Origin of the sequence: Actinomadura rubrisoli (genome assembly GCF_004349215.1) — a bacterium.
GTDB classification, from domain to species: Bacteria; Actinomycetota; Actinomycetes; order Streptosporangiales; family Streptosporangiaceae; genus Spirillospora; species Spirillospora rubrisoli.
Genome location: NZ_SMKU01000294.1, coordinates 1 through 12,028, shown reverse-complemented (window position 1 = coordinate 12,028; position 12,028 = coordinate 1). Strand labels below are relative to the sequence as shown.

Below are 12,028 nucleotides of genomic sequence, written 5' to 3'. Positions count from 1 at the left end.
CCGCCCCCCAGGGCGGCCGGCCCACCCGCTCCTTCACCGCCCGATGGCCCGCCGCCACCATGGGGTTCACCTGGTCGGCCCGGCAGAAGCGCTGGCTGGCCACCTGGGGCGGGCAGCCCGACCGCGCCGCCGAGGGCGGGCAGCTGGGCGGCCGGACGATCGTCGTCCAGTACGCCAAGACCACCCGCTCGCGGTTCCACGACTTCCTCGGCAGCTACACGCCGCTGATCCACACCACCGGCGCCGGCCGCGCCGTCGTCCTGCGGGACGGCCGGGCCTACCAGGCCAGATGGTCGCGGCCGACGCAGGACAAGGGCACCACCTACACCACCCCCGCCGGCGAGCCGATCAACTTCGCCCCCGGCCAGGTCTGGGTCGTCCTGCTGAACGACGGCAAGCCCTACATCCCCTAGGGCGCCCTAGATCCGGGGGCATCCCGGGGGTCAATGGTCATCGCGTAACCGGTGCCGCCCTCCCGTTGACACTCTGCCGGGTCGAGCGGTGGCACTAGCAGGCAATATCATGGAAAGCGACTTGTCGTCCGCCCACGTGAGGAATGCCCGTGTCCACTTCCAGTCCCGCCCCCGAGAACGCCGCGCCCGAGACCGGGACCGCCCGCGTCAAGCGCGGCATGGCGGAGATGCTCAAGGGCGGCGTGATCATGGACGTCGTCACGCCGGACCAGGCCAAGATCGCCGAAGACGCCGGCGCGGTGGCCGTCATGGCCCTGGAGCGGGTGCCCGCCGACATCCGCACCGAGGGCGGCATCTCCCGGATGAGCGACCCCGACATGATCGACGGGATCATCTCCGCGGTCTCCATCCCGGTGATGGCCAAGGCCCGCATCGGCCACTTCGTCGAGGCCCAGGTGCTCCAGGCCCTCGGCGTCGACTACGTCGACGAGTCCGAGGTGCTCACCCCGGCCGACTACGACAACCACATCGACAAGTGGGCCTTCACCGTGCCGTTCGTGTGCGGCGCCACCAACCTCGGCGAGGCGCTGCGCCGCATCACCGAGGGCGCGGCCATGATCCGCTCCAAGGGCGAGGCCGGCACCGGCGACGTCTCCAACGCCACCACCCACATGCGCCAGATCCGCCAGCAGATCCGCCGGCTGCGGTCGCTGCCGGACGATGAGCTGTACGTGGCCGCCAAGGAGCTCCAGGCCCCCTACGAGCTGGTCAAGGAGGTCGCGCGGGACGGCAGGCTGCCCGTCGTGCTGTTCACCGCGGGCGGCATCGCCACCCCCGCCGACGCCGCCATGATGATGCAGCTCGGCGCCGAGGGCGTGTTCGTCGGCTCCGGCATCTTCAAGGCCGGCAACCCGGCCCAGCGCGCCGAGGCCATCGTGAAGGCCACCACCTTCCACGACGACCCCGACGTGATCGCCAAGGTCTCCCGCGGGCTCGGCGAGGCCATGGTCGGCATCAACGTCGCCTCCCTCGGCGAGGACCAGAAGTTCGCCGCCCGCGGCTGGTAGCCGCGTTCCGGCGGCCCGGAGTCGTCACCCGGCGGGACGGCCGGGTGACGACTTCGGGACCCCCCTCCACACCACCATGGCCGAGGGTTTACGCTGGCCGCGCGGCCGGTAGGGGCCTACAGGGCGCCTGGGCGGTGCCCGGCCGCGGGAGGGGAGAGCATGGCTTGGTCGGTCGCGCTGGCCTGCGCGAGCGCGGGTGAACCCACCGAGGTGTTCCGGCCGGGCCTGAGGCCCGATCCGGGCGCCGCCGCGACGATCGCGCGCGGACTGTATCCGGCGGCCACCCTCACCGAGACCGGTGACACGGTCCTGGACTTCGCGCTCTGGCCCTACGAGGACGAGCTGTTCGTCGGCGCGTTCGAGCGGGCGCTGCTGCTGTGCGACCGGCGGCTGTTCTGCCTCGACGACGACGCCCGCCGGATCGCCGACACCGCCGCCGCGGCCCTGCCCGGCTCGCACTGCGGCGTGCTCGTCCTGCACAACGTCATCCACGGCTGCTGGTTCCGCTGGTACAAATCCGGCGAGCTGCTCCGCGACGTCTTCGTGACCGCGGAGGACGGCGTCGTGGTCGACCTGGGCGACCGGCTGCCCGCCGAGCGCCCCTTCTGGCGGACGATCGACGAGGGCGCCCCCGACGTGCCGCTGCCGTTCGACCCCGAGGAGTTCGGGCTGGCGCTGGCCGAGGCGCACATGTTCGGCCGCGGGATCGCCGACCGGGGCGAGGACGGCTTCCTGCCGCTGGAGCTCCCGCTGCGCCGCTTCAAGCACACCTGACCCCGGCGCCCCGCCCGCGCCGTCCCGCCCGTCCGGGGGAAGACGCGCGGCGTCCTGGAACGTTGTACGTCATGTCTAGGCTTGTTCTCGCCCCCTGTGCACCCCCGGAAGGTTCTTACGTGACTGCTGTGCCGACGATCGGTGTTCTCGCCTTGCAGGGCGACGTGCGCGAGCATGCGCGCGCGCTGGAGGCCGCCGGTGTGCGCACCCTCGACGTGCGCCGTCCCGAGGAGCTGGAGCAGGTCGACGGGCTCGTCCTGCCCGGCGGGGAGTCCACCACGATGTGGCGGCTGGCGCGCTCGTTCGAGATGCTGGAGCCGCTGCGCAAGCGGATCGAGGGCGGGCTGCCCGCCTACGGCTCCTGCGCCGGAATGATCATGTTGGCGGACCGGATCCGCGACGGCGTGGCCGGCCAGGAGACCATCGGCGGCATCGACATGACGGTGCGGCGCAACGCCTTCGGCCGGCAGGTCGACTCGTTCGAGTCGGAGGTCCCGCTGACCGGTATGGGGGACACGCCGTACCACGCCGTCTTCATCCGCGCGCCCTGGGTCGAGGCCGTCGGGGACGCCGTCGAGGTCCTCGGCCGCGCCGAGGGCGGCGCGAACGCCGGTAGGATCGTCGCCGTCCGCCAAGGGCGCCTCATGGCGACCGCCTTCCACCCGGAGCTGACGGGCGACTTCCGCGTGCACCACTACTTCGCCGATCTGGTGCGCCGGGCGATGGACGAGGAGGAGTGAGATGTCCGGCCATTCCAAATGGGCGACGACCAAGCACAAGAAGGCGGCCCTCGACGCCAAGCGGGGCAAGCTCTTCGCCAAGCTGATCAAGAACATCGAGGTCGCCGCCCGCACCGGCGGTGGCGACCCCGAGGCCAACCCCACGCTGTACGACGCCATCTACAAGGCGAAGAAGAACTCGGTCCCCAACGACAACATCGAGCGCGCGCGCAAGCGCGGCGCCGGTGAGGAGGCCGGCGGCGCGGACTGGCAGAACATCACCTACGAGGGCTACGCCCCGGGCGGTGTGGCCGTGCTCATCGAGTGCCTGACCGACAACCGCAACCGGGCCGCCTCCGAGGTCCGCGTCGCCCTCACCCGCAACGGCGGCTCCCTCGCCGACCCCGGCTCGGTCTCCTACATGTTCACCCGCAAGGGCGTCGTGATCGTCCCCAGGGCGGGCACGAGCGAGGACGACCTGATGCTGGCAGTGCTGGACGCGGGCGCCGAGGAGGTCAACGAGCTCGACGAGGACAACTTCGAGGTCGTCAGCGAGGCGGGCGACCTGGTCGCGGTCCGCAGCGCGCTCCAGGACGCCGGCATCGACTACGAGTCGGCCGAGAGCAAGTTCCTCCCGAGCGTCACCGTCCCGCTGGACGAGGACAACGCCAAGAAGGTCTTCCGCCTCCTGGACGCCCTGGAGGACTCCGACGACGTCCAGGACGTCTACGCGAACTTCGACGTCCCCGACGAGGTGCTGGCCGCCCTCGACGCCTGAGCGCGACCGCCGTGAGCGCCGCCGCCGCCCGTCCCGGGCGCGGCGGCGTCACCGTCCCCGGCATGGCATACGGTCTGGATCATGGAGATCCGCGCGCTCGCGCCCGACGAGATCGACGCCACCCGTGACATCCGGGCCCGCGCCTTCGGCCCGATGCCGGACGACGAGTGGGCCGAGAACACCCGGTTCGTGCGGCCTCTGCTGGAGGCCGGGCGGCAGTTCGCCGGGTTCGACGGCGACAGGATCGTCGCCACCGGCCGCCTCCACGACCTGACGCAGTGGTGGCACGGCCGGGCCGTCCCGATGGCGGGCGTGGGCGGGATCACTGTCGCGCCCGAGGAGCGCGGCCGCGGGCTCGGCCGCCGGATGATGGCGGAGCTGCTGGAGCGGTGCGCCGGGCTCGGGCATCCGCTGTCGATGCTGTATCCGGCGACCACGCCCCTCTACCGGTCGCTCGGCTGGGAGCACGCGGGCGCCCAGCACATGATGGACCTCCCCGCCGAGGCGCTGCGCACCGTCGCCGCCGAGCGGGTCCCCGTCCGCCGGGCGGGCCCGCCGGACGCCGCCGAGGTGGCCGCGGTCGTCGGCCGCGCGCACGAGGCGGCGCGCGACTGCGGCCCGATCGTCTGGAACGAGGCGACGTGGCGCGCCCTGCTCGGGGAGCGCGAGGAGTACTGCTATCTGGCCGACGACGGGTTCCTCTCCTACCGCTGGGCGGGCGGCAACTCCCTGCTGGAGGTCACCCGGCTCGTGGCCCGCTCCGAGCGCACGCTGCGCGCGCTGTGGGCCATCGTCGGGTCCGGCTCCTCCACGGCCGCCACCGTCCGCGCGTGCGTGGCGCCCGCCGACCCGGTGCTGTGGCTGATGCGCGAGCGCGATGACGAGACCGTCCAGCGGTACCCGTGGATGCTGCGCGTCGTGGACGCGCCCGCCGCGATCGAGGCCCGCGGCTACCCCGAGGGCGTCACGGCCGAGGCGCCGCTGCGCATCGACGACCCGGCCCGTCCGGCGAACACGGGCCACTGGCACCTGTCGATCAAGGACGGCCAGGGACGGCTCGAACGCGCCGCCGAGCACCCGGACGCCGTGCGGCTCGGCCCCCGCGGCCTGGCGGCCCTCTACGCGGGCGCCCCGGTGCCCGCGCTGCGCCGCTCCGGCCTCCTCCAGGGCGGCCCCGCGGACGGGCCGGCCGCCGCCTTCGCCGCCTCCCCGTTCTCGCTCGACTACTTCTGAGGACACGTACTTCTGAGGACACGTACTTCCGACGACACGGCCCGACGCGGTGAACGATGCGATGCTGAGTTGGTAGCGTGTCGGCCGAACAGATGATCGAAGGAGCGGGCGTGCGGGTGATGGGGGTGGACCCCGGGCTCACCCGGTGCGGGGTGGGGGTCGTCGACGGAGTCCCCGGCGGACGGCTCCAGCTGGTGCACGTCACGGTCGTCCGGACCGCGCCGGAGGACGAGCACGCCCTGCGGCTGCTCGGCATCGAGCGGGGCATCGAGGCCCTCATGGACGAGCTGCGCCCCGACGCCGTCGCGGTCGAGCGGGTGTTCTCCCAGCACAACGTCCGCACCGTGATGGGCACCGCGCAGGCCGCGGGCATCGCCATGCTCGCGGCGGCCCGCCGCGGGCTGCCCGTCGCGCTGCACACCCCCAGCGAGGCCAAGGCCGCCGTCACCGGGAACGGCCGCGCCGACAAGGCCCAGGTCACCCGGATGGTGACGCGGCTGCTGCACCTGGAGGCGGCGCCGAGGCCCGCCGACGCGGCCGACGCGCTGGCACTGGCCATCTGCCATGTGTGGCGCGGCGGCGCCCAGGCCCGGCTGGCCCGGGCGCAGCGGTCGCGGATCGAGGAGGCGGCCAGGGCCGAGCGGGAGCGGCTCGCCGCCCGTACCAGAGGAGGAACCAGCCAGTGATCGCCTTCGTCAGCGGCCAGGTGGCCGCCGCCGGGCCGGACGGGGCGGTGATCGACGTGCACGGCGTCGGGTTCGCCGTCCAGTGCACCCCGGCCACCCTGGCCGGGCTCCGGGTCGGCGACCAGGCGAAAGTGCCGACGTCGCTGATCGTCCGGGAGGACTCCCTCACCCTGTTCGGCTTCGCCGACGACGACGAGCGCACGGTGTTCGAGCTGCTGCAGACCGCCAGCGGAGTCGGGCCCCGCCTGGCCCTGGCGATGCTCGCCGTGCACACGCCGAACACGCTGCGCCACGCCGTGGCGTCCGAGGATCTGGCCGCGCTCACCCAGGTGCCCGGCATCGGGAAGAAGGGCGCCCAGCGCATCGTCCTGGAGCTGAAGGACCGCCTCGGCGGCCCCGTCGGCGACGGCGCCGCCGCCGCGCGCCCGTCCGCCCGCACCGAGACCTGGCGCGGTCAGGTGCAGGCCGGCCTGATCAACCTCGGCTGGTCCGCCAAGGACGCCGACGCCGCCGTCGACGCGGTCGCCGCCGACCTGGACGGCTCCGAGACGCCCCCGGTCGCGGTCCTGCTCAAGTCCGCCCTCAAGAAGCTGAGCAGATGAGCGCGAACCGCCCGGCGGAGGTGAGGCCATGAGCGCCGCCGACCCTGAACGGCTCGTCTCGGCCGACCCCGACGGGGCCGAGGAGCAGGTGATCGAGGCCGCGCTGCGGCCCAAGAAGCTCGACGACTTCGTGGGGCAGGAGCGGGTCCGCGAGCAGTTGTCGCTGGTGCTGCACAGCGCGCTGCGGCGCGGGCGGACGCCCGACCACGTGCTGCTGTCGGGCGGTCCCGGGCTGGGCAAGACGACCCTCGCCATGATCATCGCGGCGGAGCTGGGGCAGCCGCTGCGCATCTCCTCGGGCCCCGCCATCGAGCGGGCCGGGGACCTGGCGGCCGTGCTGTCCACCCTCGCCGAGGGCGAGGTGCTGTTCCTGGACGAGATCCACCGGCTGGCGCGGCCCGCCGAGGAGATGCTCTACATGGCGATGGAGGACTTCCGGGTCGACGTCGTCGTGGGCAAGGGCCCGGGGGCCACCGCCATCCCGCTGGACATCGCGCCGTTCACGCTGGTGGGGGCCACCACCCGCGCGGGCATGCTCCCGGGGCCGCTGCGCGACCGGTTCGGGTTCGTCGCGCACATGGACTTCTACGAGCCGGCGGAGCTGGAGGTGATCATCCGGCGGTCCGCGCGGCTGCTGGACGTGGAGATCACCGACGAGGCGGCCGCCGAGGTCGCCGGGCGCTCCCGGGGGACGCCGCGGATCGCCAACCGGCTGCTGCGCCGCGTCCGCGACTACGCGGAGGTGCGCGCCGACGGGGCGGTCGACCAGGACCTGGCGCGGGCCGCGCTCCAGCTGTACGAGGTGGACGAGCGGGGCCTGGACCGCCTCGACCGCGCGGTGCTCGGGTCGCTGCTGCGCAAGTTCGGCGGCGGGCCCGTGGGACTGTCGACGCTGGCGGTCTCGGTGGGGGAGGAGCCCGAGACCGTCGAGGTCGTCGCCGAGCCCTTCCTGGTCAGGCAGGGTCTGCTGGCCCGCACGCCCCGCGGGCGGGTGGCCACGGCGGCCGCCTGGGCGCATCTGGGGCTCGCGCAGCCTCCCGCGTCGCCGATGGCCGGGACCCTGTTCGAGGTGGACGAGGATGCCGACCGGCCCGATTCGTGATCATCTGGTAACGGGTTGGGAACTTCCCGGCGTCGTCGATCGTCACGTCGTTGCCGGGGTCTGGCGTACTCTCTAGACTCCGGGACTTGATTCACCGTCTCCAGCCGACGGGTTCCGCGGGAGCGGCCGATCCGGCCGCGGGCTGGGCAAACCACATCGGAAGGATGCCCCCAGTAATGGGCAGCGACATGATTATCGCGGCTTCGTCGGGCGGCAGCGGGCCCTCCACCCTGCTGCTGCTCCTCGCCGTACCCCTGGTCTTCTACTTCCTGCTCATCCGGCCGCAGAGCAAGCGCCGCAAAGAGGCGCTGCAGATGCAGAGCCGCATGGAGCCGGGAGCGCGGGTGCTGACGACCAGCGGCATGCGGGCGACCGTCGTGTCGGTCGACGACGACGGGCTTCTCCTGGAGATCGCCCCGGGCGTCGAAGTGCGCTTCCTCAAGCAGGCCGTCATGCAGGTCCTCAAGGACGACGAGCCCGAGGACCTCGACGACGAGCTCGACGAGGACGAGGACGAGAACGACGACCAGGCCGAGGACGACGCCGACCGCGTCGAGCTCACCAAGGGCGAGACCGAGGACGCCGACGACGCCAAGGACGCCAAGGGCGGGAAGAACGCCAAGGGCGGCAGTGGCGCCGGGGCGACGACCGTCGACGCCGAGGAGGAGGACGAGGCAGGGGAGGCCGCGTCCAAGCCCATGGTGAAGGCCAAGGCGGCGGAGAACCCCTCCGCCTGACGCCTCCGGCACCGATCTCAAGACGGGAAGAAAGACGACCAGTGGCTCCGCCTAGCAACGTCCCCAAGCCCGGGCGCACGCTCCTCGTGCTCCTCGCGATCACGGTGGCCCTGGCCGGTGTGGCACTCCTGCAGGGGCGGATCACGCCCAAGCTGGGGCTCGACCTCGCCGGCGGCACCACCGTCACGCTCACGGCCAAGACCGAGAAGGGCAAGAACCCGCCGTCCGAGCAGATGAACCAGGCCGTCAAGATCATGACGCAGCGGGTCAACGGTCTGGGCGTGTCCGATGCCGAGGTCGCGAAGCAGGGCAGCAACAACATCGTCGTGAACGTGCCGGGCGAGGGCCAGAACCGCGTCGTCACGCTGATCGGCACGACGGCGAAGCTGCAGTTCCGGCAGGTGTTCGCGGTCGCCGACGGCAAGCCGACGGCGGCCGCGGCGCCCAGCCCGTCGCCGAGCCCGTCCGGCAAGGGCAAGGACGGGAAGTCGCCCTCCCCGTCGCCGTCCGCCTCGGCCTCCCCGTCTTCGCAGGTCTCGCCGTCCTCATCGGCCTCGCCGCGCGGGCGCGCCATGTCGCAGGCGCTCGCGGCGCCGACGCCCAAGCCGTCCGGCTCGGGCACGGCGTCGCCGGCCCCGTCGGGGTCCCCGTCGGGCGTGCCGTCCGGCCTGCCGACGACGACCGCCCCGCAGGCCCCGGCCGCCGACTACACCGGCATCGACGACAAGGCCGTCATCAAGCAGTTCGAGGCGCTCAACTGCTATGTCGGCGACCGGCGGGCCCCCGGGTCGAACGACCCCAACCGCAAGTGGGTCGCGGCCTGCGACCAGAAGGAAGAGAAGGACCAGATCGCCAAGTACATCCTCGGCCCGGTGCGGGTGCTGGGCGAGGACGTGCGCAGCGCGAACGCGATGCCGCCGGACCCGCAGCAGGGGCAGGCGAGCTGGTCGGTCTCGCTGCAGTTCAACGGCAAGGGGTCCCGCCAGTTCGGCGAGGCCACCACCGAGGCGTACAAGTCCTACCAGCAGGCGGCCGGCTCGCCGCGGTCGCAGATCGCGATCATCCTGGACGGGCAGGTCGTCTCGGCGCCCAGCATCAACCAGGGCGCGATCACCGGCGGCACCGCCAGCATCGACGGCCCGCCCGACAGCTTCAACCAGCGGTACGCCACCGACCTGGCCAACGTGCTCAAGTACGGCGCGCTGCCGCTGGAGTTCAAGCAGAGCTCCATCGACGAGGTGTCGTCCACGCTGGGCGCCGACCAGCTGCGGGGCGGCCTGATCGCCGGCGGCATCGGCCTGATCCTGGTCGTCCTGTACTGCCTGCTGTACTACCGGGGCCTCGGCGTGGTCGCGGTGTCCAGCCTCGTGGTGGCGTCCGTGATCACCTACATCTCGGTGGTGATCCTCGGCGAGGGGATGGGCTTCCGGCTCTCCCTGCCGCACATCATCGGCCTGATCGTCTCCATCGGCATCACCGCCGACTCGTTCATCGTCTACTTCGAACGGCTGCGGGACGAGCTGAGAGCCGGCCGCAAGCTGCGCTCGTCGGTGGAGAACGCCTGGAAGCGGGCCCGGCGCACGATCCTGGTCGCCGACGCCGTGACGTTCCTCGCCGCCCTCGTGCTGTACTTCCTCGCGGTCGGCGGCGTGGCCGGGTTCGCGTTCGCGATGGGGCTGACCACGCTCATCGACGTCGTCGTGGTGTTCTTCTTCACCAAGCCGATGGTCGCGCTGCTCTCGCGCACCGACTTCTTCGGCAAGGGGCATCCGCTGTCCGGCCTCGACGCCAAGCGCCTGCGCCGTACACCGCCGGCCGCGTCCGGCGGCGCCGCCCGCTCCACGAGCCAGGAGGTCTGAGACATGGGGCTGCGCGCGATCCTTTCCCGGATCTACAAGGGCGAGGTCAGCGCCGACATCGTCGGCAAGCCGAAGATCTGGTACTCGATCTCCGGGGTGCTGCTCATCATGTCGATCGCCGGCCTGGTGTTCCAGGGCCTCAACATCGGCGTGGAGTTCAAGGGCGGCTCGGTCTTCACCTTCAAGGCCTCCGGCCACTCGATCGAGGAGGTGCGCGGCGCCGTCGCCGGCGGCGGCGCCCACCAGGTGATCGTGCAGAAGGCGGGCGGCGACTGGCGGGCGACGACCGAGAGCCTGTCCTCGGACCAGGTCACCAAGGTCAAGTCGAACGTCACCAAGCAGCTGGGCATCCCGGGCGACAAGGTCAGCACCCAGGTCGTCGGCGCCTCGTGGGGCGGTGAGATCCAGAAGAAGGCGTGGCAGGCCCTGTTCGTCTTCATGATCTTGATCATCGCCTACCTGTCGGTGGCGTTCGAGTGGCGGATGGCGCTGGCCGCGGTGGTCGCGCTCGTCCACGACCTGGTCATCACCGCCGGCGTCTACGCCTGGTCGGGCTTCGAGGTCACCCCCGCCACGCTGCTGGGCTTCCTGACGATCCTCGGCTACTCGCTGTACGACGCGGTCGTGGTCTTCGACATGATCAAGGAAGTCACCAGGCCGCTCAACGCCAACTCCAAGACCACCTACAGCGAGGCCGCCAACGAGGCGCTCAGCAACACCCTGGTCCGCTCCCTCAACACCTCGCTGGTGGCGATCCTGCCCGTGGCGGCCATCCTGTTCATCGGCACCACGCTGTTCGGCGCGGGCACGCTGAAGGACCTGTCGCTGGCCCTGTTCGTCGGCATGATCATCGGTACGTACTCCTCGCTGTGCGTGGCGACGCCGCTGCTGGTGCAGCTGAAGGAGCGCGAGCCCCAGTTCCGCCAGATCCACGCCAACCGCGCCCGCCGCGAGACGAGCGCCAAGCGGCAGGCCAGGTCCGCCAAGGTCAAGGCCGTGACCGGCCCGTCCGGGGACGAGCCGGATGGCGGCGAGGAGACCGAGGGCGGCGGCGAGCAGGATCTGAAGGCGAGCGTCACCGTGCGCAAGGTGGTGCAGCAGGGCCCGCGGCAGCAGCCCAAGCGCGGCTCCCGCCAGCAGCGGCGCGGCGGCGGCAAGTAGCGGCCGCACCCGGGACGCACCGGCCGTGCCCGCGTCCCGTCCCCCTCCGGGACGGGACGCGGGCACGGCCGGCTCATGACGTGGACACCTCACAGGGGAGTGGAACGTGGACCTCGGCAAGCTGATCCAGGACCGGATCCGCGACGTGGACGACTATCCGAAGCCGGGCGTGGTCTTCAAGGACATCACGCCCCTGCTCGCCGACCACGTCGCGTTCGCCGGCGTGGTCGACGCGATCGTCAACCACCACGGGCGCGGCACCATCGACAAGATCGTCGGGATCGAGGCGCGCGGCTTCATCCTCGCCGCGCCGGTGGCCTACCACTTCGGCGCGGGCTTCGTCCCGGTGCGCAAAAAGGGAAAGCTGCCGTCGCGGACGTTCCAGGAGACCTATGATCTCGAATACGGGACCGAGACGGTCGAGATGCACGTCGACGCGTTCGAGCCCGGAGACCGGGTGCTGATCGTCGACGACGTCCTCGCCACCGGCGGGACGGCCAGGGCGACCGCCGAGCTCGTTCGCCGGGGCGGGGCCGAGGTCGTCGGGGTCTCGGTGCTCATCGAGCTGTCGTTCCTGGAGGGACGCGGCAGGCTCGGGAATCTGGACGTCCACTCGTTGGTTACCGTCTAGCACGAAAACGGTGCCGGATACACTGGCGGCACCACGGTCCGTGGGACCGGGCGCGTTCCGCAGGGCGGAAGGGAACCGCGCCCGCGCGAACTAGGGAGGCTGGGTGCCAGGTGAGGTGGTATCGACCGACGCGGTGACCGACACCGCGGCAGGACTCGCGGCCGGAACCCGTCCAGCACGGGGGAACGCGGAGGCGGGCGACGCCGGGGAGGCCGGGCCACCCGCGCCCGCTGCGCGCGCCGGAGAGCCCGCCGACCAGCCCGCCC

Annotated in this window: 13 protein-coding genes; all 13 read left to right on the top strand. The window is 72.2% G+C overall.

The features are described 5' to 3' along the window. A partial coding sequence (locus E1298_RS36125) for a DUF3048 C-terminal domain-containing protein (RefSeq protein ID WP_131901433.1) occupies positions 1-413 on the top strand: 413 nt, incomplete at its 5' end. Positions 414-556: 143 nt separating this feature from the next. Next, positions 557-1,480 (top strand): pyridoxal 5'-phosphate synthase lyase subunit PdxS, encoded by a 924-nt coding sequence (gene pdxS / locus E1298_RS36120; protein ID WP_131901431.1) that lies wholly within the window; start codon positions 557-559, stop codon positions 1,478-1,480. A 159-nt stretch (positions 1,481-1,639) separates the two neighbouring features. Further along, positions 1,640-2,254, top strand: a complete 615-nt coding sequence (locus E1298_RS36115; protein ID WP_131901429.1) for a DUF6928 family protein — start codon at positions 1,640-1,642, stop codon at positions 2,252-2,254. A gap of 119 nt (positions 2,255-2,373) precedes the next feature. After that, on the top strand, positions 2,374-2,994 hold the full coding sequence (gene pdxT / locus E1298_RS36110) for a pyridoxal 5'-phosphate synthase glutaminase subunit PdxT (protein ID WP_279499398.1): 621 nt from the start codon (positions 2,374-2,376) through the stop codon (positions 2,992-2,994). Between the two features lies 1 nt (position 2,995). Further along, positions 2,996-3,751, top strand: a complete 756-nt coding sequence (locus tag E1298_RS36105; protein WP_131901425.1) for a YebC/PmpR family DNA-binding transcriptional regulator — start codon at positions 2,996-2,998, stop codon at positions 3,749-3,751. Positions 3,752-3,832: 81 nt separating this feature from the next. After that, entirely contained in the window at positions 3,833-4,984 is a 1,152-nt protein-coding gene (locus tag E1298_RS36100) for a GNAT family N-acetyltransferase (protein ID WP_131901423.1), read from the top strand. A gap of 92 nt (positions 4,985-5,076) precedes the next feature. Beyond that, on the top strand, positions 5,077-5,670 hold the full coding sequence (gene ruvC, locus E1298_RS36095; protein ID WP_424923192.1) for a crossover junction endodeoxyribonuclease RuvC: 594 nt from the start codon (positions 5,077-5,079) through the stop codon (positions 5,668-5,670). After that, positions 5,667-6,272, top strand: coding sequence for a Holliday junction branch migration protein RuvA (gene ruvA, locus E1298_RS36090; RefSeq protein ID WP_131901421.1), 606 nt, complete (start codon positions 5,667-5,669; stop codon positions 6,270-6,272). Before ruvC ends, ruvA begins: the two co-directional genes overlap by 4 nt. A gap of 28 nt (positions 6,273-6,300) precedes the next feature. Continuing rightward, positions 6,301-7,374 (top strand): Holliday junction branch migration DNA helicase RuvB, encoded by a 1,074-nt coding sequence (gene ruvB / locus E1298_RS36085; RefSeq protein ID WP_131901419.1) that lies wholly within the window; start codon positions 6,301-6,303, stop codon positions 7,372-7,374. 176 nt (positions 7,375-7,550) lie between these two features. Beyond that, positions 7,551-8,111: a preprotein translocase subunit YajC gene (gene yajC, locus E1298_RS36080; RefSeq protein ID WP_165975840.1), complete on the top strand. Its 561-nt coding sequence runs from the start codon at positions 7,551-7,553 to the stop codon at positions 8,109-8,111. A 41-nt stretch (positions 8,112-8,152) separates the two neighbouring features. Then, positions 8,153-9,970 (top strand): protein translocase subunit SecD, encoded by a 1,818-nt coding sequence (secD, locus tag E1298_RS36075; protein ID WP_243726020.1) that lies wholly within the window; start codon positions 8,153-8,155, stop codon positions 9,968-9,970. Between the two features lie 3 nt (positions 9,971-9,973). After that, the gene (gene secF / locus E1298_RS36070; RefSeq protein WP_131901417.1) at positions 9,974-11,131 is read left to right on the top strand and encodes a protein translocase subunit SecF; all 1,158 of its coding nucleotides are present in this window, start codon (positions 9,974-9,976) and stop codon (positions 11,129-11,131) included. Between the two features lie 106 nt (positions 11,132-11,237). Next, the gene (locus E1298_RS36065) at positions 11,238-11,762 is read left to right on the top strand and encodes an adenine phosphoribosyltransferase (RefSeq protein WP_131901415.1); all 525 of its coding nucleotides are present in this window, start codon (positions 11,238-11,240) and stop codon (positions 11,760-11,762) included. Positions 11,763-12,028 lie beyond the last annotated feature (266 nt).

Coding starts and splice junctions, on each gene's coding strand:
- ruvB (WP_131901419.1), top strand. CDS start 6,301: ATGAGCGCCGCCGACCCTGAACGGCTCGTCTCGGCCGACCCCGACGGG.
- E1298_RS36100 (WP_131901423.1), top strand. CDS start 3,833: ATGGAGATCCGCGCGCTCGCGCCCGACGAGATCGACGCCACCCGTGAC.
- E1298_RS36105 (WP_131901425.1), top strand. CDS start 2,996: ATGTCCGGCCATTCCAAATGGGCGACGACCAAGCACAAGAAGGCGGCC.
- E1298_RS36115 (WP_131901429.1), top strand. CDS start 1,640: ATGGCTTGGTCGGTCGCGCTGGCCTGCGCGAGCGCGGGTGAACCCACC.
- yajC (WP_165975840.1), top strand. CDS start 7,551: ATGGGCAGCGACATGATTATCGCGGCTTCGTCGGGCGGCAGCGGGCCC.
- pdxS (WP_131901431.1), top strand. CDS start 557: ATGCCCGTGTCCACTTCCAGTCCCGCCCCCGAGAACGCCGCGCCCGAG.
- secF (WP_131901417.1), top strand. CDS start 9,974: ATGGGGCTGCGCGCGATCCTTTCCCGGATCTACAAGGGCGAGGTCAGC.
- ruvC (WP_424923192.1), top strand. CDS start 5,077: ATGATCGAAGGAGCGGGCGTGCGGGTGATGGGGGTGGACCCCGGGCTC.